We start from the raw sequence: 18321 nt of genomic DNA on the forward strand, positions 1-18321 counted from the left end.
CGGTGACCCGGACAGCCCGCGCCCGGATGCGGCCCTCGGCCGTGCCCGCTCTGGCCGGTGTCGCGCTGGCGTGCCTGCTGGCGGTCGTCCCCGCGGCGGCCGCCAGCGCTCACGACTATCTCGTGCAGAGCACGCCGTCGGCCGGCTCCACCCAGTCGACGCCGCTCGAGAGCGCATCCCTCACGTTCAACGACCGCGTGCTCGACCTCAGCGGCGACGGCTCGTCGTCGCTGGTGCAGGTCACCGACGCCGCGAACCGTCACTACGAGACGGGATGCCCCACCATCGCCGACCGCACGGTCACGGCTCCGGTGGCCCTCGGTGCACCGGGGGCGTACACGGTGACCTGGCAGATCGTCTCGGCGGACGGGCACACCGTGTCCGGCACCGTCCCGTTCACCTACCAGCCTCCGGCAGGGACCGCGGCAGCGCCCGGCAGCGACGGCCCGCCGGCGTGCGCGGCGGGAGCTGCAACAGCGGGTGGACGGAGCACCGGCGCCGCGACGTCGAGTCCGGCCCCGGCCGCCGCGGCGACGGCGAGTTCGGACTCCGGAAGCATCGCGCTGGTGATCGGCATCGGTGTCGGGATCGTGGTGCTCGCCCTGATCGGCGTGCTCGTGGTCGTGCTCACCGCCCGCCGACGTCCTGCTCAGCCGAAGGCGGACGACGCGTCTTGACCGCTCCGCGCCGGCGGACGACCGACCGTCGTCCGCCGGCGCGGAACCACCACCCCGTCACTGACGAGCCATCGCCACCCGCAGTCGCTCGTCGTCGTCGATGAAGTGGTCGTTGTCGTCCAGCCCGGCATCGAGCTGCACCCAGCGGATGCGCCCGGTGAACCGGCTCGTGGCGGTCGTGTAGTCGGGCGAGACAGGAGTCCCCGACTCGTAGCCCACATCGGTCGTCTCGTCGGCCGAAAAGATCATGGGCTGTGTGACCCCGATCCGCCCGGAACCGACCTCGCGGCCGTCGTAGTAGAGCGTGACATCGCCACCCTTCGCCAGGCCGCCGCCGTCGTAGGCGAACTCGGCGCGCACCTGCCGTGTCCCCGCCGGCACCGGTTCCCCGGCTTCGGTCGTGAACAGCTGGATGCCGAGGACGTTGTAGGTGAAGCGCGCGACGCCGTCGACCAGGTAGAGGGCCCATCCGCCGAACCGGCCGCCCTGCGCGACGACCACGCCCGATGCTCCGCCGTCCGGGATCTCCAGCTCGGCGGTGACCGAGAACGAGCGGTTCTTCAGGCTGATGACGCTGTTCTCTGACAGCCGGCCCATCCCCGGGTACAGGAGCTGGCTGTTTCCGTGCACGAGGACGGGGCGCCCGGCCATCTGCGGGCTGAGCCGTTCGGCCGTGCGGTCGTCGAGCGGGACCACGTTGTACTTCACCGCCTCGATCAGCCACAGCCTCTGCAGCGCGTGGAGGCGGTCCGGTTGCTCGGCGGAGAGGTCGCGCGCCTGGCTGTAGTCGACGCTCCCGTCGTACAGTTCCCACACGTCGTCGTCGAAAGCCGGGACGGTGCCTCCGACCAGGTTCCAGGGCGTGCGATGCTTCGTGACGGCGCTCCACCCCTTGAAGTAGATGCCGCGGTTGCCGAACATCTCGAAGTACTGAAGGTCGTGCCGCTCCGGCTCGTCCGCGCTGTCGAACGTATAGACCATGCTGGTGCCTTCGATCGGCGACTGCTGGACCCCGTTCACGAACGTGGGCTCCGGGAGCCCTGCGGCCTCCAGCACCGTCGGCGCGATGTCGATGCAGTGGGTGAACTGCGACCGCAGGCCGCCCTTGTCGGTGATGCGCTCCGGCCAGTGCACGATGGTGCCGTTGCGGGTGCCGCCCCAGTGAGAGGCGACCTGCTTAGTCCACTGGAACGGCGTGTCCATCGCCCAGGCCCAGCCCACCGCATAGTGGTTGTACGAGCTCGGGCTGCCGAGCTCGTCCAGCTTCGAGAGCAGGAACTCCGGCGTCTCGAGCGCGGCCATGCCGTTGAAGTTGGCCATCTCGTTGAAGGCGCCGTTCAGCGTCCCCTCGGCCGACGCCCCGTTGTCGCCGATGATGTAGTAGATCAGCGTGTTATCGAGGATGCCGAGGTCCTCGATCGTGTCGAGCACCCGGCCGACATGGTGGTCGGTGTGCTCGAGGAACCCGGCGTAGACCTCCATCTCGCGTTCCAGCACCGGCTTCAGCTCGTCGGGCATGTCGTCCCAGGCCGGGATCTCGGGGTTCCGCGGGGTCAGCTCGGCGTCCGCGGGGATCACCCCGAGCTCCTTCTGGCGCGCGAAGGTCTGCTCGCGGAGCGCATCCCACCCGCCGGCGAACTTGCCGGCGTACTTGTCGGCCCATTCCTTCGGCACGTGGTGCGGCGCATGCGTCGCGCCTGGCGCGAAGTACACGAAGAACGGCTTGTCCGGCATGAGCGCCTTCTGCGTCCGGATCCAGGTGGAGGCGTGGTCGGCGAGGTCCTCCGTCAGGTGGTACCCCTCCTCGGGTGTTGCCGGCGGCTCGACGGGGGTCGTCCCGTCATAGAGGGCCGGATCCCACTGGTTGTCCTCTCCCCCGATGAACCCGTAGAAGGTCTCGAAGCCTCCACCCGCGGACGGCCAGGCGTCGAACGGCCCCATCGGCGACGACTGCCACACCGGGACCTCATGGCATTTGCCGAACTGGGCGGTCGAATACCCGTTCAGTTTCAGGGTCATCGCAAGAGGCGCCTTGGTGTTCGGCCGCAGCGAGCTGTTTCCGGGCGCCGAGGTGGCCGTCTCGGTGATGCTGCCCATGCCCACCGAGTGGTGGTTGCGCCCGGAGAGCAGCGCCGCGCGGGTCGGGGCGCACAGCGCCGTCGTGTGGAAACGGTTGTAGGTCAGCCCGTTCGCGGCGAGACGCTCCGCGTTCGGGGTGGCGCAGGGGCCACCGAAGGCGCTGGATGCGCCGAATCCCACGTCGTCGATGAGGATCACCAGGACGTTGGGCGCACCTTCCGGTGGCCGCAGCGGGGTGATCGGCGGATACGACGTGTCCGGGTCCTTCGCGTCATACGTGGTGAGCCCGGGCGACGGTCGGTCCGGGATCGGCAGGACGCTGCGGGCTGCGCGGTCGATGGCCATGACGCCCCCTCAGATGCGCCGGCGGCGCGGGGTCACGGCGGCGCCGACGACGGCCGCCTTGGCCACGGGCGCTGGGCTCGGTGTGACGGCGCGGGTGACCACGGCCGCCTTGGCGACGGGCGCGCGGACGACGCCGACCCGTCCGACTCGTGCTGCTCTCAACATCTCAGACTCCCTGCTCTTCCTGCTCTTCTGCTGCTTCGAGTTCGGCTTCCGCCTCGAGGGCGTCGGCGATGTCCTGGCTGTGGATGCGGCCGTCGGCGATGAGCCTGCCTCCGGCCCGGCGTGCGGCGGCCGCGAACGGCGCCGCCCACAGGTTCTCGTAGACGATCGCGCCGGCGACGCTGCCCGGCTCCATCGCCTCGGACAGGGTCGCGATGTCGGCCTCCGCCAGGAAGTCGGCCAGCTGCTCCGCGAGCGTGGCGAGGGCCGACGGGCCCTCCAGCTCCGACAGCTCGACGGCCTCGACGGAGCCGTCCTCGTCCTTGACGAGGACGATCGCATCCACCAGGCGGATGATGCCCGCATCGACCAGAGCGAGGAGTTCGTCGATCACCTCCCCCGAGAAGTTCTGCTGCCCCGCCGGGAATTCGATGATCACGAAGTCGATCGGGGCGACGGATTCAACGTCATCGGTCATGGTGTACCTCCCACTGGTCCGGTCATTTCCGGCTCAGTGTCGCAGGGAGGGTCCGCTCGCGGACAGGCAGTGTTTCTGAGGCGTCGAGTTGACGCAACACGCCGTCCGGCGGTGCGGACGAACGGCGTGTCGCGTCAACTCGAACCCGCCGTGAGGGTGAACCCGGCTCAGCGGCCTTCGACGAGGTCGTCGGCGCGGCGGAGGACGTTCTCGGCCCGACGTGCGCCCCGGCGCACGCTGGTCACGAGGAGCAGGGAACGGATGGCGATCGCGACGATGACGGCCGTGACCACGACGACGAGCAGCCAGGCGACCGCCTGCCAGCCGGGGAAGCCGACAACGCTCAACCACTGGATCCCGTAACCACCGGCCGCCGCGAGCGGGAAGGTGAACGACCAGAATCCGAGCGAGAACGGGAGCACCCGATAACGCGGAAGAAGAGCCACCTGCTGCAGCGCCATGAGCACCAGCAAGCCGAGCAGGGCCATCGACACGAGGTCCGCACGCTCGCCGTTGATCGTGAACCAGGCGGTTCCCGCGACGGCGGGAGGGGCGAGCAGGATGGCGCAGGTCGGGGTGAGGGCGGCAGGCAGCGGCGGGAAGAACGCCAGGCGCGCGAGCAGAACGGTCGAGATGACGATCCAGAAGAAGATCCCGACGGCGAAGGCGCCGATCGCGAGGCCCGGGAGCCCGATGCGGAACGAGGTCGTCGCCGCGATCAGCCCGGCCGCGACCGTGGGCAGCAGGTAGCCGCCGTGGAACGCCTCCGGACTGAGGTTGCCCGCGTGCCAGAACGCCAGGATCCACCCGGCGAAGCACGCCCCGACCACGAGGGAGGCGATCACTAGGATGCTGCCGGCGACGGGGACGAAGCGGTACAGGTCCGCGCCGATCAGCATTCCGACGACGGGGACCAGGGCGGCGATGGGCCCCTGCGCCGGATGCCGCAGCTGCGCGCCGAGCGTCTCGGCACTGCGGGCGCCGCGTCGCAGGTGGGCGACGATCAGCCACAGCCATGCGACGACCACGACACCCCAGAGCAGCTGGCCGACGATGTCGGGGACACCGAGCAGCCGGCCCGCCGTCGTCCAGATACCGGCGAGGCCAGCCAGGCCGAACGCGATGGCGAGGGTGTTGAGGGGGATGCGCTGGATCGTCCGCTTCGGGGTCCCGCGCCCGGGCGGGCTTCCGGCGGTGGTCGCGTCGGTCATGCTCCGCCCTCCTGCCCGCGGTCGCATAACCAACGGCGGGCATGGCAATACTCGACAACACGTGACAGCGACCTGATGGTGGAGATGGGGGGAATCGAACCCCCGTCCACTGCTGTGGTCATGTGCCTTCTACGGGCGTAGCCAGTGAAATCGCTTTCTCGGCCCCGGAGCTTGTCGCTGGCACCTGCTCCGACGGGCCCAGTATCAGTGGAAGTCCCTCTGCACCCTGATGCTCAATGCAGAAGCAAGTCCTCTAGCTGACGCCAGGATCCGGGTAGAGGACGATTCCCGGTCTGACGGTCTCTCAAATGGCGGAGGTGAACTTACGCCGCGAGGGCGAAGTCGGCCTTGGCCGAGACAGTGCTCTTGTTATTGGCACTTATTTTTTCGCATGGATCGTTAACGAGATAACCATGCATCCTCGACCCGCTTCTCACAGTCACGCAGACAATGTCGAAACCGATCATCCCCATGCGCGGCCGAGTGGCCGGGTCGCTGTCACGCGCTGTTGAGTTGTCCAGATACTGGCGCCGCCGCCAGGGCGGGCAGCTACTCATAGTACAACATCGTCGAGCGGCCGTTTATGCCACCATCGGGGAATGGCCGACACGATCATCACTGTCCAGGGAGAGTACGAGCTGCGGCACCCGGCCGAGCGCGGAGCGGCGCGGCTCCGGGTCTCCTACGAGGGGCCGACGCGGGATGAGGTGCTCGCCCTCACCACGCAGCGCCAGCTCCAGCTCAGCAGCGAGCTGCGCGACCTCCACAACCCGCAGAGCGGACCCGTCACCCAGTGGTCCTCCGACCAGCTGCGGGTCTGGGGCGACCGACCCTGGAGCAACGACGGCCGCCGGCTCGACGTCGTGCACCATGCCGAGGTCGGGATCGACGCCCTTTTCAACGACCTGGGCGCGCTGTCCGACTGGGTCGGCGTGGTGTCGCTGCTCGACGGCGTCGCGGTGGACGGGGTGACGTGGTCGCTGACGGAGGCGCGCCGGCAGAGCCTGACGCAGGAGGCGCGGCGACGGGCGGTCGAGAACGCCGTCGCCAAGGCGACCGTGTACGCGACGAGCCTCGGGCTCACGACGGTGAAGCCGCTCGCCCTCAGCGACCCCGGCATGCTCGGCGACGGTTCGGCCCCCGGTCAGCCGCCGCAGCCGCTGTTCGCCCGGGCGGTTTCCGCCGACACTGGTGGAGCCACTCTCTCGCTCAAGCCGGAAGAGCTGACGATCGCTGTGCAGGTGCACGCGCGGTTCTCCGCCTCCTGACGAGCCGCGGTCCAGAGCCTCAGGAACCGGGAGTCTGCGGTGTCCCCGGCGTCGACGGCGGACGGGTCGGGAACGCATCCAGCTTGAGCACGCGCGTCGCGGTCACGCTGTCGTCTGCACGCTTGGCGATGACGATCACCTCGTCGCCTTTCGCGAAGTCCGACTTCGATGCCGACTGCATCGGCGTGCCGAAGACGGTCGACGACGTCACCCGCACCTCGACCGACGCACCGCTCTCGCGGTCGATCGTCCAGGTGTCCCCCGAGATGGATGCGATGGTGCCGCGGAGCAGGACGCGCCCCTTCTGGTCCTCGCCCCCACCCTGCTGACCGCCGCCCTTGCCGTTCCCGCCGCCGTCACCCGGACGCCCCGGCATACCGGGAACACCCGGCTGCTGTCCGTGGCCCTGACCGGGGAGGACGTGCGAGATCGCGCGCCCACCCAGGTGCGACACCACGCTGGCGACCGCGAAGGAGCCGGCCGTGACGAGGCCGAGCAGCACGACGATCGACAGCACGAGCGTCGAGATCGCGAACGCCAGACCGTGTCGTTTGTAGAACGGTTCACCGACGACCGGCGCTGACGTAGTCGCGGCCGGCGCTGCCGGAGCCGCCGGCGCAGCAGGACCGGGCGGCGGCGTCTGGCCCTGATAGGGCGGCAGCGGCTCGGTGGGATCGGTGGGCGGCGTGTTGCTCATGGTCACATGAAAGCATCCGACAGCGTTGTTGGCGCTGGGAGGCGGTTATGGGTCCGATGAGAATCCGGACGCCGACCTGAGAACGCCAGAGCGCGGCGTCGCAGCATCAGCATCGCAGAGCGTCAGGCCGGCTCCACCAGCACGGATCGCAGCTTGGCGAGCTCCACCTCGTCCAGCCCGGCGTCGAGCAGGTACTGCCGCACGCTCCCTGCCCGCTGCTCGATCCGGTCGATCGTGGTCTCCAGCGCCTCGCGCGGGCTTCCCCCGAGGATGATCCGGAGGTCCGGCGTGACCTCGACGCCGTAGCCGCGGACGAGCTCCAGCATCCCTTCGAGCCAGGGTCCGCGCAGGTTGTCCTCGGTGACCGCGTAGTCGGACACGACGGTCTCCCGGTCGACCCCGACCGCCAGCAGAGCGAGTGCGACGACGATGCCGGTGCGGTCCTTGCCGGCCGTGCAGTGGACGACGACGGGCTCCTCCTCCGTGTCCGCGATCTCGCGCAGCGCACGGACGATGACATCCGTGTGCTGGAAGACGATCTTGTCGTACAGGTGCACGATGGTCGCCCCGACGGTGGATGCGGACGCGCCCGATCCCTCGAACACCGGGAGGTGCAGCACCTCGACGTCGAGCCCGTCCAGGGCGTCCGGCAGCGCCGCGACCTCGAAGTCGTCGCGCAGGTCGATCACGATGCGGATGCCCAGCTCGCGCAGGGCGTCGCGGCCCGCCGGCCCGATGCGGCCGAGCGCATCGGCCCGGTACAGCTTGCCCCGCCGGGTCGTACCGCCGTCGACCGGATAGCCGCCGACATCCCGGAAGTTGTACGTGCCTTCGATCGGGATGCGCTGAGCGGTCGAGTCCATACCCTCAGTCTGTCACTCCGCCCGGGCGCTCACTCGCCCAGGTGGCCGCGCGTGGACATCGCCCGCTGCGCCTCGCGCTGGTCCTGACGCTCGCGCAGCGCCTGGCGCTTGTCGTACTCGCGCTTGCCCTTGGCGACCGCGATCTCGACCTTCGCCCGGCCGTCGTTGAAGTAGATCGACAGCGGCACGATCGTGTAGCCGCCCTGCTTGACCTTGTTCTCGATCTTCAGGATCTGCGCCTTGTGCAGCAGCAGCTTCCGCTTGCGCCGGGGGGCGTGGTTGTTCCACGTTCCGTCGGCGTACTCCGGGATGTGCACGGCGTCGAGCCAGGCCTCGCCTCCATCGACGAACGCGTAGCCGTCGACGAGGGACGCCCGCCCCATCCGCAGCGACTTCACCTCGGTCCCGGTGAGCACGAGGCCCGCCTCGAAGGTGTCCTCGATCGTGTAGTCGTGGCGCGCCCGGCGATTGGTGGCCACGACCTTCTGGCCCCGTTCCTTCGGCACAGCTCGCTCCTCACATCGGCGATGGTCGACGCCCGGCACGGTGCCGGGCAGCGGACCAGTCTATCGCCCTCCGCCGGTCTGCGGGCGGGTGTCAGACCTTCAGGTAGCGCTTGATCGCGAAGTTGGCCGACGCGGCAGCCAGCAACACGCCGATCACCACGAGGATGGGGATCACCAGCCAGGCCTGCTCCATCCCGACGAAGTTGATCGACTGGATGCGCTGGCTGAGGTAACCGCGGACGAAGAACTGCACGCCGAGCGCGATCACGACGGAGGCGAGGATCGAGCCGATCAGGGCCGCGATCACGCCCTCGATGATGAACGGCGTCTGGATGAACCGGTTGGACGCGCCGACGAGCCGCATGATCCCGATCTCCCGCCTTCGCGAGAAGGCGGAGAGCCGGATGGTCGTGGCGATCAGCAGCACAGCGGCCACGAGCATGAGCGCGGCGATGCCGATCGCGGTGTAGCTCGCAGCGTTCAGGATGCTGAAGATCTGATCCAGATAGCTCCGCTGGTCGACCACGCTCTGCACGCCGGCCGAACCGGAGAGCGTCTCGGTGAGCACCGCCGACTGGTTCGGGTCCTTCAGGTTCACCCAGAAGGTCTGCGGGATCATGTCCGGCGTGACGAAGTCGGCGATCTGGTTGCCCTTGAACTGCTCTTTGAACTGCTCGTAGCCCTGCTTCTGGTCCTGGAAGTAGAACTTCTGGATGTACGGGGCGAGCTCCGGCGACTCGAGCTGCTTCTTGACCGCCTCGATGGTCTGGTCGGTGGCCGGTCCGCTCGCGCAGTTGTCGGTCGTCGTGCACATGTACACGGCGACCTGCGCGCGGTCGTACCAGTAGGTCTTCATCTGGCCGATCTGCATCTGCAGCAGGACGGCCGTGCCGACGAACGTCAGCGAGATGAACGTGACGAGGATGACCGAGACGACCATCGACAGGTTGCGACGGAGGCCGTTGCCGACCTCCGACCAGATGAGTCCGAATCTCATTTCGTCGGCCCCACATTCTGGTCGCCGTCACGGTCGGAGTCCTCGCGCAGACCGCTGAGGTCGAGGTTCGCCGTGAAGTTCAGGTGTTCGGGGAGCTCCTCCGACGCGGGCGCCGGAGGAACGGGCGCTGTCGCGAACTGCACGGGCGCCGGGTAGGCGGCGGGCTGCGGCTGTTCGGCGGGCTGCGCGTGCTGCGGCTGATGCGCGGGCTGCGCGTGCTGCGGCTGGTGCGCGGGATGCGGCTCGTGAGCGGGTTGCTGGGGCGCCGCCTGCTGCGGCACCGCCTGCTGGGGTGCGGTCTGCTGCGGAGCGGCCTGCGGCACCGCCACCGGGGCGGTCGGCGTGGAGGTCGGCGCGTTCGGCCGGGTCATCGGGGCGGACGCCGGCGCCGACGCGGCAGCGGCTCCCGCGAAGACGGGCGTCGCGGCGGAGACCGGTTCGTCGCGCTCGAGCGGCTGCGCGATGGGGATCGCGGCCGTGAAGCCGTATCCGCCGTGGCGCTCGTCGCGCACGATCTGGCCGCCCACGAGCTCGATCACGCGGCGCTTCATCTGGTCGACGATCGCGGCCTCGTGCGTCGCCATGACGACGGTCGTGCCTCCGGCGTTGATGCGCTCGAGCACGGCCATGATGCCGGCGCTCGTCGCGGGGTCGAGGTTTCCGGTCGGCTCGTCGGCGAGGAGCACCTGCGGCTTGTTGACCACCGCTCGGGCGATCGCCACGCGCTGCTGCTCACCGCCCGAGAGCTCGTGCGGCAGGCGCTGCGCCTTGCCGTCGAGGCCGACCATCTTCAGAACGTCGGGCACGGCCTCCTGGATGAAGCCGCGCGACTTGCCGATCACCTGCAGGGTGAAGGCGACGTTCTGGAAGACGTTCTTATTCGGCAGCAGCCGGAAGTCCTGGAAGACGACACCGATGTTGCGGCGGAAGTACGGCACCTTGCGCGACGAGATCGTGCCGAGGTCCTGCCCCAGCACGTGGATCTTGCCCTTCGTGGGCTTCTCCTCTTTGAGGATGAGGCGCAGGCAGCTGGACTTGCCGGAACCGGAGGCGCCGACGAGGAAGACGAACTCTCCGCGCAGCACTTCCAGGTTGATGCCGTTGAGTGCCGGGCGCGCTGTGCCCGGGTACTGCTTGGATACGTGTTCGAACCGGATCATGACCCCTTGAGACTAAGCAGTCCCGCTCCGATCCGCAGTAGCGACATGCCCGTGCGCCACAACCGCCCGGGCTTTGCTCCCCGGGCGTTACTCCTCGGACTTGTTGCCCGCGCGCCAGCGGATGCCCGCGGCGATGAAGCCGTCGAGGTCGCCGTCGAACACGGCGCTGGGGTTGCCGGACTCGTATCCCGTGCGGAGGTCCTTCACCAGCTGCTGGCCGTAGAGGAAGTAGGAGCGCATCTGGTCGCCCCAGCTCGCCGTGATGGTGCCGGCGAGCTCCTTCTTCTTCGCGGCCTCCTCCTCCTTCTGCAACAGCAGGAGGCGGGTCTGCAGCACGCGCATGGCGGCCGCACGGTTCTGGATCTGCGACTTCTCGTTCTGCATCGAGACGACGAGGCCGGTCGGGAGGTGGGTGATGCGCACCGCGGAGTCGGTCGTGTTGACCGACTGGCCGCCGGGACCGGACGAGCGGAACACATCCACGCGGATGTCGCCCTCCGGGACCTCGACCTCGGTCGCCTCCTCCATCAGCGGGATGACCTCGACGGCCGCGAACGACGTCTGGCGCTTGTCGGCCGATCCGAACGGGCTGATGCGGGCGAGACGGTGCGTGCCGGCCTCGACCGACAGCGTTCCGAAGGCGTACGGCGCATCCACCTCGAAGGTCGCCGACTTGATGCCCGCGCCCTCTGCGTAGGAGGTGTCCATGACCTTCACCGGGTACTTGTGCTGCTCCGCCCAGCGCAGGTACATGCGCATGAGCATCTCGGCGAAGTCGGTGGCGTCGTCGCCGCCGGCGCCCGAGCGGATGGTCACGATGGCCGCACGGTTGTCGTACTCGCCGCTCAGCAGCGTCTGCACCTCGAGGTCGCCGAGCGCGGCCTGCAGCGACTGCAGCTCGGTACGGGCCTCGGCCGCCGACTCCTCGTCCTCCGCCTCGTTGGCCAGCTCGACCAGCACCTCCAGGTCGTCGAGGCGGCGCTCGATCGCGGTGATGCGCGCGAGCTCCGACTGGCGGTGGCTGAGCGCGCTTGTCACCTTCTGGGCGTTGGCGGTGTCGTCCCAGAGGTCGGGGGCTCCCGCCTTCTCGCTGAGGTCGGCGATGTCGGCGCGCAGGCGGTCGACGTCGACCACCGCGGTGATGTCGGAGAAGGTGGACCGCAGGTCGGCGATCTGGGAGGAGAGGTCGAGTTCGATCATGTCGTCCTCCAGCCTACCGGGCCGCCCCCGACGCCGAGCCTGCGCCGCCGGGCGAGCGCCCGCGAACGGAAGTTGTACGGTGTTAACGAAATGACTTCCGAAGAGCGCCCCTTCAGCTTCCGCTCCGTCGCCCTCGCCGCCTTCCTCCCGACGCTGCTGTTCTCCGTCGGAGAGGGAGCGATCATCCCGATCATCCCCATCGCCGCAGGCAACCTCGGCGCGAGCCTCGCGATGGCCGGCTTCATCGCCTCGATGGTGATGCTGGGCGAGCTCGCCGGAGACATCCCGAGTGGATGGGTGGTGTCGCGGGTCGGTGAGCGCACCTCCATGATCGGTGCGGCCGTCGTCGCGATCGTCGGCGTCGTCATCTGCCTTCTTGCGCCGAACTACTGGGTGCTGATGGCCGGCATCTTCCTCGTCGGCACCGCGACCGCCGTCTTCGCCCTCGCGCGGCACGCGTTCATGACGTCGTACGTCCCCGCCCGCTACCGCGCACGGGCACTGTCGACGCTCGGCGGCATCTTCCGCGCTGGATGGTTCATCGGCCCGCTCATCGCGTCGGCCGTCATCGCCGTGACGGGGTCGACGCAGTCCGTCTTCTGGATCTTCATCATCAGCTGCCTCGGTTCGGTCGTCGTGCTCCTGGCGCTCCCCGACCCGGAGAAGATGTTCGGGCCGTCAGCGCGGGTGACCGACGAGTCGGGCGCCCAGGTGACCACCGGCGAGGAGGAGGCCGAGGAGCGCACCCACGGGCTGTTCCGCACCATCTGGTCGTTCCGCGAGGTGCTCCTCCGGATGGGCGCCGGCGTCTCCCTCGTCGCGGCGATCCGCTCCGCCCGCACCGTCCTGATGCCTCTCTGGGCGGTGTCCATCGGGCTGAGCGAGTCGAATACGGCGCTGATCATCGGTCTCGCCGGGGCCGTCGACTTCGCGCTCTTCTACGCCAGCGGGCAGATCATGGACCGGTTCGGACGGATGTGGAGCGCCATCCCGTCGATGCTCGGCCTCGGCCTCGGCTTCCTGGTGCTCGCCTTCTCGCACGACCTGAGCTCGGCGGTCGCCTGGTACATCGGCGTCTCGCTGTTCCTCTCGGTGGCGAACGGCATCGGCTCCGGCATCGTGATGACGCTCGGCGCAGACCTGGCGCCGAAGGACCGGCCCGCACCGTTCCTCGGCGCGTGGCGGTTCTCCGCCGACGCCGGGCAGGCCGCCGCTCCCCTGTTCGTGTCGCTGCTGACGGCGCTCGTCTCGATCTCGTTCGCGAGCGGGGTCATGGGCGTGCTCGGACTGGTCGGCGCGGGGATGCTGGCCCGCTACATCCCGCGCTACGTCCCGCGCAGACCCCGCCCCGCCTGACACGGAATACCCTGGCCGACGACGCGCTTGCATATCCATGCAGACGCATGAATCGAGGGATGACATGGCCGGGAAGCTGGAACTCGGGATCGACACGTTCGGCGACGTGACGCTGGACGCCGACGGGAAGCCGCTGTCGCAGGCGCAGACCCTGCGCAACGTCGTGGCGGAGGGGGTGCAGGCCGACCGCGTCGGCCTCGACTTCTTCGGCGTCGGCGAGCACCACCGCGAGGACTTCGCCGTCTCGGCGCCCGAGGTCGTGCTCGCGGCGATCGCGGGGCACACCGAGCGCATCCACCTCGGGTCCGCCGTGACGGTGCTGAGCTCGGACGACCCGGTGCGGGTGTTCCAGCGGTTCGCGACGCTCGACGGCATCTCGGGAGGCCGCGCGGAGGTCATCCTCGGGCGCGGATCGTTCATCGAGTCCTTCCCGCTGTTCGGGTACGACCTCGCGAAGTACGAGGAGCTGTTCGAGGAGAAGCTGAACCTGTTCGCCGAGGTGCGCAAGCAGGAGCCGGTCACCTGGACGGGCGAGCTACGTCCATCCCTGGACGGGCAGTCGGTGTACCCGCACGTCGAGCACGGCCTGCTGAAGACGTGGATCGGCGTCGGCGGGAGCCCGGAGTCGGTGGTGCGTGCGGCGCACTACGGCTTCCCGCTCGTGCTCGCCATCATCGGCGGCGGCCCGATGCGGTTCCAGCCGCTCGCCGAGCTGTACCGCAAGGCGCTGGAGCAGTTCGGACAGGACACCACCCTCCCGATCGGCGTGCACTCCCCCGGCTTCATCGCCGAGACCGACCAGGAGGCCAAGGACATCCTGTGGCCGCACTACGAGGTGATGACGAACCGGATCGGCCGCGAGCGCGGCTGGCCGCCGGCCTCCCGCGCGCGCTTCGAGCACGAGGCGGGGCCGGACGGCGCGCTCGTCGTCGGCTCGCCGGAGACGGTCGCGCAGAAGATCGCCTACGCCGCGAAGGGGCTCGGGGCCTCCCGCTTCGACATCAAGATGAGCAACGGGACGCTGCCCCACGACGACCTGATGCGCTCGATCGAGCTGTACGGCACGGAGGTCGCTCCGCGCGTCCATGAGCTAATGTCGTAGCCGCGCCCAGCGCACTGCGGGAGTGGTGAAACTGGCAGACACGCAGGATTTAGGTTCCTGTGCTTCGGCGTGAGGGTTCGAGTCCCTTCTCCCGCACCGTGTACGACCCCAGGATGATCTTCCCGGGCGGATCCGAATTCGCACGCTTCGTGCAGCTTCCAGCGCATGGCCGACGCTAAACTCGGGCTCAGCTTTCCCACCGATCCCTCCTGGAGAACCGTGATCCATCACGCCGGCCTCATCCCGTGGCTCGACCCGAACACCATCATCCACTCGGCGGGTCCGTGGGCGCTCCTGGTGGTCTGCGGAATCGTCTTCGCCGAGACCGGTCTGCTGGTCGGCTTCCTCCTGCCCGGCGACACCCTGCTGATCATCTCGGGGCTGCTGACGCACACCTCGCTGGTGTTCGGGGTCGACATCTGGTGGGTCTGCCTCGCCATCGCGTTCGCCGCGTTCCTCGGCGGTGAGGCGGGGTATCTGATCGGGCACAAGGCCGGCCCACGGATCTTCGAACGCAAAGAGACCGGACTGTTCTCGATGGAGAACGTGCGGCGCACCAACCAGTTCTTCGAGCGTTTCGGGGCCCTCGCGGTCATCGTTGCCCGGTTCGTGCCGATCGTGCGCACCTTCGCGCCCGTCGCCGCGGGCGTCGGCCACATGAGCTACAAGAAGTACTCGCTGTACAACGCCCTGGGCGCACTGCTGTGGGGCGCCGGCCTGACCTTCTTCGGCTATCTGATCGGGTACATCCCGCCGGTGGCGAACTTCGTCTCGAGCTACATCGACGTCATCCTGATCGGCGCGGTCGTCATCACGCTGGTGCCGACGCTCTTCCACTACTTCCAGTCGCTGCGCAAGTCCAAGCGGAAGGCCGCCGAGAGCGCGGCCGCTCCCGCGGTCGTCGACGAGCCGGCACCCGCGCCCACGCACCCGGAGGCCTGAGCCGCCGACCGCGCCGGCGTGCGTGCGCCAGCGGGTCGGTGCCGCCGGGTCAGCGGTGGAACTCGTCCTCGTGCGCGGCGTGCTCCGCCGGCTCCAGCTGGAACGTGGAGTGCTCCACGTCGAAGTGCGTCGTCAGGCAGCCGGAGAGCTCGTCGAGCAGGGTGCCCGTCCGTCCCTCGCGGAACACCGCGGGCTCGCAGACGACGTGAGCGCTGAACACCGGGGCGCCCGACGTGATCGCCCAGACGTGCACGTCGTGCACGGCCACCACGCCCGGTGTACCGAGGATGTGATCCCGGATCTCGGCCACATCCGTGTCCGCCGGCGCCGCCTCGCTCAGCACCCGCACGACGTCGCGCAGCAGCACGAACGCGCGCGGCACGATCAGGGCGGCGATCAGCAGGGATGCGATCGCGTCGGCCGGGGTGAAGCCGGTGAGCAGGATGACGACCGCCGCAACGATGACGGTGGCCGACCCGACCAGATCGCCGAACACCTCCAGGTACGCCCCGCGCATGTTGATCGAGTGACCGGCGGAGGGCCGGAGCACCAGCAGGGCGCCGAAGTTGGCGACGAGTCCGATCGCCGCGACGACGAGCATCGGGATGCTGTGCACCTCGGTCTCGCCGCCCACCAGCCGCCCGATCGCGCCGACGGTGACCGTCACAGCGACGACGACCAGGATGAGGCCGTTGATGAGCGCGCCGAACACCTCGGCCCGACGGAAACCGAAGGTCTGTCTGTCCGTCGCCGGACGCGCGGCCACGATGGTCGCCATCAGCGCGATGATGAGCCCGGCCAGGTCGCTGAGCATGTGGCCGGCGTCCGCCAGCAGCGACAGGGAGCCGCTCACCCACGCGCCGACGACCTCGACGACGAGCACGACCGCCACGATGCCGATGGCGATCAGCAGGCGGTTGCGGTTGGCGGTGCGGCCGTGGTCGTGACTCATCTCAGCTTCTACGCTAGGGAGAAGTTCGCTCCACCGCCAGGGCCCGGACCTAGATGGGAATGAGTGCCGTTCTCAGCTCTCGCCGAGCTCCCGCAGCGCCGGGACGATCGCCGACAGCGCTCGGGCGCGGTGGCTCTCCGCGTTCTTCGCCGAGGGCTCCAGCTCCGCCGCCGTCATGTCGTGTCCGTCCGGCACGAAGATCGGGTCGTAGCCGTGCCCGTTCTCGCCGCGCGGCTCGCGTGCGATGCTTCCGGGCCAGATGCCCTGGACGACGGTGGGCTCGCCACCCGGCGTGACGAGCGCGAGGGTAGCCGTGAAGTGCGCGGCGCGGTCGGGGTCCGGGATGTCGGCCAGCTGATCGAGCAACAGCCGCAGGTTGGCGGCCGCGTCGCCGTGCGAGCCCGCCCAGCGGGCGGAGAAGATCCCCGGAGCGCCGCCCATCACATCCACGCAGATGCCCGAGTCGTCGGCGAGCGCGGGGAGCCCGGTGTGGGCGACGGCGGCGCGCGCCTTGATCAGCGCGTTCTCCTCGAAGCTGACGCCGTCCTCCACCGGCTCGGGGCCGTCGTAGGCGACGATCTCGAGGCCAGGAACCTCCCGCCCGAGGATCTGCTGGAACTCGCGCGCCTTGTGCTGGTTGTGCGTTGCGAGGACGACGCGGACCACGCTCAGGCCTCCGCGGCCGCCGCGGCCGGGGCGAGGGCCGCCGTCTGGATGCCCGCGAGCTCGGTCGTGCCGGCGAGCGCGAGGTCGAGGAGCGAGTTCAGCTCGCCACGGTCGAACGGCGCGCCCTCGGCGGTGCCCTGCACCTCCACGAAGAGGCCGCGGCCGGTCACGACGACGTTCATGTCGGTCTCGGCCCGCACATCCTCGACGTAGGCGAGGTCGAGCATCGGAGTCCCGTCGATGACGCCGACGGAGACGGCGGATACCGAATCGATCAGGGGCGTCGCCTTCTGGCCGATGAAGCGGTGCTCGCGGCCCCACTCGAGCGCCTCCGCGAGGGCGACGTACGCGCCGGTGATCGCGGCGGTGCGTGTGCCGCCGTCGGCCTGCAGCACGTCGCAGTCGAGGACGATCGTGTTCTCGCCGAGCGCCTTCATGTCGACGACGGCCCGCAGGCTGCGCCCGACCAGACGACTGATCTCGTGCGTGCGGCCGCCGACGCGTCCCTTGACCGACTCCCGGTCCATGCGCTCGTTCGTCGAGCGCGGAAGCATGGCGTACTCGGCCGTGACCCAGCCGCGGCCCTTGCCCGACATCCAGCGCGGAACGCCGTTGGTGAAGGAGGCGGTGCAGAGCACCCGGGTGTTGCCGAAGGAGATGAGTGCGGAGCCCTCCGCCTGGCGGCTCCAGCCCCGCTCGATGGTCACGGGACGCAGCTGGTCCGGGGTGCGCCCGTCGGCGCGGGTGATGTCGGTCACTCAGGTCTCCTCGGTGGGATCAATGGCTCGTGGGCGTGGATGGGATGGTCAGAGCGGGAGGTCGATGACGCCGGTGTGCACCAGGTCGACCTGCGAGACCTCGGGGCCGATGAACCGGTGGGCCAGACGCAGAAAGGTGTCGGCGTCCGAGCCGGTGGCTTCGTAGTGGATGGTCGGCGGCAGCGGCGAGCGGCGCTCGAGCCCCTGGCCGACGAGGGTGCGGTAGACGTCCTTGGCGGTCTCGGTGTCGCTGGAGACGAGCGAGACGCCCTCCCCCATCACGTACGAGATCGCGCCCTTCAGGAACGGGTAGTGCGTGCAGCCGAGCACTAGCGTGTCGACGTCGGCGTCGCGGAGCGGCTGCAGGTACTCGGCGGTGACCCGCAGCACCTCCTCGCCGCTGGTGACCCCCGCCTCCACGAACTCGACGAACCGCGGGCACGCCTGCGTGAACAGCTGGAGGGTGGGTGCGGCGGCGAAAGCGTCCTCGTAGGCGCGGGAGGCGATGGTGCCGACCGTGCCGATCACCCCGACCCGGCCGGTGCGCGTCGCGGAGACGGCACGCCGGACAGCCGGCTGGATGACCTCGATCACCGGCACGTCGTAGCGCTCGCGCGCATCCCGCAGCATCGCGGAGGACGCGGTGTTGCACGCGATGACGAGCATCTTGACGCCCTGGTCGACGAGGAAGTCGAGCACTTCGAGCGAGTAGCGGCGTACATCGGCGATCGACTTCGGCCCGTACGGGGAGTGCGCGGTGTCGCCGACGTAGAGGATGGACTCGTTGGGCAGCTGATCGCGGATCGCCCGGGCGACGGTCAGCCCGCCCACACCCGAGTCGAAGATCCCAATCGGCGCATCCGTCACAGCACTCCAGCCTACCGGTCCGGTGGCTCACGGAG

Annotated in this window: 19 protein-coding genes, 1 tRNA gene and 1 other RNA gene; 6 read left to right on the forward strand and 15 right to left on the reverse strand. The window is 69.3% G+C overall.

The features are described 5' to 3' along the window. The first annotated feature begins 2 nt into the window (after window positions 1–2). Entirely contained in the window at window positions 3–677 is a 675-nt protein-coding gene (locus tag H284_RS0102945) for a copper resistance CopC family protein (RefSeq protein WP_231371055.1), read from the forward strand. 57 nt (window positions 678–734) lie between these two features. Here H284_RS0102945 and H284_RS0102950 read toward each other — a convergent pair whose 3' ends face one another. From H284_RS0102950 to ssrA, 5 genes are all read right to left on the reverse strand, one after another. Continuing rightward, window positions 735–3101, reverse strand: coding sequence for an arylsulfatase (locus H284_RS0102950; protein WP_020075093.1), 2367 nt, complete (start codon window positions 3099–3101; stop codon window positions 735–737). 9 nt (window positions 3102–3110) lie between these two features. Beyond that, window positions 3111–3266 (reverse strand): hypothetical protein, encoded by a 156-nt coding sequence (locus H284_RS20995; protein ID WP_020075094.1) that lies wholly within the window; start codon window positions 3264–3266, stop codon window positions 3111–3113. A 1-nt stretch (window position 3267) separates the two neighbouring features. Then, complete coding sequence (locus tag H284_RS0102960) at window positions 3268–3741, reverse strand: DUF6325 family protein (protein ID WP_018190528.1); 474 nt, start codon at window positions 3739–3741, stop codon at window positions 3268–3270. Between the two features lie 167 nt (window positions 3742–3908). Further along, entirely contained in the window at window positions 3909–4952 is a 1044-nt protein-coding gene (locus tag H284_RS20655; RefSeq protein ID WP_020075095.1) for an SLAC1 family transporter, read from the reverse strand. A 76-nt stretch (window positions 4953–5028) separates the two neighbouring features. Next, window positions 5029–5423: a transfer-messenger RNA gene (gene ssrA / locus H284_RS20660) on the reverse strand. Window positions 5424–5551: 128 nt separating this feature from the next. Between ssrA and H284_RS0102970 the strand changes: the two genes are divergently transcribed. Further along, window positions 5552–6220, forward strand: a complete 669-nt coding sequence (locus H284_RS0102970; RefSeq protein ID WP_020075096.1) for an SIMPL domain-containing protein — start codon at window positions 5552–5554, stop codon at window positions 6218–6220. Between the two features lie 19 nt (window positions 6221–6239). Here the strand turns inward: H284_RS0102970 and H284_RS0102975 are convergent, their stop codons facing one another. The 6 genes from H284_RS0102975 to prfB all read right to left on the reverse strand — a co-directional run bounded on the left by H284_RS0102975 (window position 6240) and on the right by prfB (window position 11643). Continuing rightward, complete coding sequence (locus H284_RS0102975) at window positions 6240–6917, reverse strand: DUF5666 domain-containing protein (RefSeq protein ID WP_231371056.1); 678 nt, start codon at window positions 6915–6917, stop codon at window positions 6240–6242. 122 nt (window positions 6918–7039) lie between these two features. Beyond that, complete coding sequence (locus tag H284_RS0102980) at window positions 7040–7780, reverse strand: tyrosine-protein phosphatase (protein WP_020075098.1); 741 nt, start codon at window positions 7778–7780, stop codon at window positions 7040–7042. Between the two features lie 29 nt (window positions 7781–7809). Then, a complete protein-coding gene (gene smpB, locus H284_RS0102985) occupies window positions 7810–8286 on the reverse strand; it encodes an SsrA-binding protein SmpB (protein WP_018190524.1) in 477 nt (158 codons plus the stop codon). Window positions 8287–8377: 91 nt separating this feature from the next. Beyond that, entirely contained in the window at window positions 8378–9283 is a 906-nt protein-coding gene (gene ftsX / locus H284_RS0102990; protein ID WP_018190523.1) for a permease-like cell division protein FtsX, read from the reverse strand. Continuing rightward, complete coding sequence (gene ftsE, locus H284_RS0102995) at window positions 9280–10443, reverse strand: cell division ATP-binding protein FtsE (RefSeq protein ID WP_020075099.1); 1164 nt, start codon at window positions 10441–10443, stop codon at window positions 9280–9282. The genes ftsX and ftsE overlap by 4 nt, the downstream gene beginning before the upstream one ends. Window positions 10444–10530: 87 nt before the next feature. Continuing rightward, on the reverse strand, window positions 10531–11643 hold the full coding sequence (prfB, locus tag H284_RS0103000) for a peptide chain release factor 2 (protein ID WP_020075100.1): 1113 nt from the start codon (window positions 11641–11643) through the stop codon (window positions 10531–10533). Between the two features lie 90 nt (window positions 11644–11733). Between prfB and H284_RS0103005 the strand changes: the two genes are divergently transcribed. From H284_RS0103005 to H284_RS0103020, 4 genes are all read left to right on the forward strand, one after another. Beyond that, window positions 11734–12999: an MFS transporter gene (locus H284_RS0103005; RefSeq protein WP_020075101.1), complete on the forward strand. Its 1266-nt coding sequence runs from the start codon at window positions 11734–11736 to the stop codon at window positions 12997–12999. A gap of 64 nt (window positions 13000–13063) precedes the next feature. Further along, a complete protein-coding gene (locus tag H284_RS0103010) occupies window positions 13064–14101 on the forward strand; it encodes an LLM class flavin-dependent oxidoreductase (RefSeq protein WP_020075102.1) in 1038 nt (345 codons plus the stop codon). Window positions 14102–14117: 16 nt separating this feature from the next. Then, window positions 14118–14197 (forward strand) — tRNA-Leu (locus H284_RS0103015). 69 nt (window positions 14198–14266) lie between these two features. After that, complete coding sequence (locus tag H284_RS0103020; protein WP_231371057.1) at window positions 14267–15043, forward strand: DedA family protein; 777 nt, start codon at window positions 14267–14269, stop codon at window positions 15041–15043. Window positions 15044–15092: 49 nt separating this feature from the next. Here the strand turns inward: H284_RS0103020 and H284_RS0103025 are convergent, their stop codons facing one another. From H284_RS0103025 to murI, 4 genes are all read right to left on the reverse strand, one after another. After that, window positions 15093–15995, reverse strand: a complete 903-nt coding sequence (locus tag H284_RS0103025) for a cation diffusion facilitator family transporter (RefSeq protein ID WP_020075103.1) — start codon at window positions 15993–15995, stop codon at window positions 15093–15095. A 72-nt stretch (window positions 15996–16067) separates the two neighbouring features. After that, a complete protein-coding gene (rdgB, locus tag H284_RS0103030) occupies window positions 16068–16661 on the reverse strand; it encodes an RdgB/HAM1 family non-canonical purine NTP pyrophosphatase (protein WP_020075104.1) in 594 nt (197 codons plus the stop codon). 2 nt (window positions 16662–16663) lie between these two features. Next, window positions 16664–17419 carry a ribonuclease PH gene (gene rph / locus H284_RS0103035; protein WP_020075105.1) on the reverse strand — a complete coding sequence of 252 codons (756 nt, stop codon included), beginning with the start codon at window positions 17417–17419 and terminating at the stop codon, window positions 16664–16666. A gap of 48 nt (window positions 17420–17467) precedes the next feature. Further along, entirely contained in the window at window positions 17468–18286 is an 819-nt protein-coding gene (gene murI, locus H284_RS0103040; protein WP_018190514.1) for a glutamate racemase, read from the reverse strand. Window positions 18287–18321 lie beyond the last annotated feature (35 nt).

It is taken from the genome of Cryocola sp. 340MFSha3.1, from assembly GCF_000383315.1.
Taxonomy (GTDB): domain Bacteria; phylum Actinomycetota; class Actinomycetes; order Actinomycetales; family Microbacteriaceae; genus Leifsonia.

Coding starts and splice junctions, on each gene's coding strand:
- H284_RS0102950 (WP_020075093.1), bottom strand. CDS start 3,101: ATGGCCATCGACCGCGCAGCCCGCAGCGTCCTGCCGATCCCGGACCGA.
- H284_RS20995 (WP_020075094.1), bottom strand. CDS start 3,266: ATGTTGAGAGCAGCACGAGTCGGACGGGTCGGCGTCGTCCGCGCGCCC.
- H284_RS0102960 (WP_018190528.1), bottom strand. CDS start 3,741: ATGACCGATGACGTTGAATCCGTCGCCCCGATCGACTTCGTGATCATC.
- H284_RS20655 (WP_020075095.1), bottom strand. CDS start 4,952: ATGACCGACGCGACCACCGCCGGAAGCCCGCCCGGGCGCGGGACCCCG.
- H284_RS0102970 (WP_020075096.1), top strand. CDS start 5,552: ATGGCCGACACGATCATCACTGTCCAGGGAGAGTACGAGCTGCGGCAC.
- H284_RS0102975 (WP_231371056.1), bottom strand. CDS start 6,917: ATGAGCAACACGCCGCCCACCGATCCCACCGAGCCGCTGCCGCCCTAT.
- H284_RS0102980 (WP_020075098.1), bottom strand. CDS start 7,780: ATGGACTCGACCGCTCAGCGCATCCCGATCGAAGGCACGTACAACTTC.
- ftsX (WP_018190523.1), bottom strand. CDS start 9,283: ATGAGATTCGGACTCATCTGGTCGGAGGTCGGCAACGGCCTCCGTCGC.
- ftsE (WP_020075099.1), bottom strand. CDS start 10,443: ATGATCCGGTTCGAACACGTATCCAAGCAGTACCCGGGCACAGCGCGC.
- prfB (WP_020075100.1), bottom strand. CDS start 11,643: ATGATCGAACTCGACCTCTCCTCCCAGATCGCCGACCTGCGGTCCACC.
- H284_RS0103005 (WP_020075101.1), top strand. CDS start 11,734: ATGACTTCCGAAGAGCGCCCCTTCAGCTTCCGCTCCGTCGCCCTCGCC.
- H284_RS0103010 (WP_020075102.1), top strand. CDS start 13,064: ATGGCCGGGAAGCTGGAACTCGGGATCGACACGTTCGGCGACGTGACG.
- H284_RS0103020 (WP_231371057.1), top strand. CDS start 14,267: ATGGCCGACGCTAAACTCGGGCTCAGCTTTCCCACCGATCCCTCCTGG.
- H284_RS0103025 (WP_020075103.1), bottom strand. CDS start 15,995: ATGAGTCACGACCACGGCCGCACCGCCAACCGCAACCGCCTGCTGATC.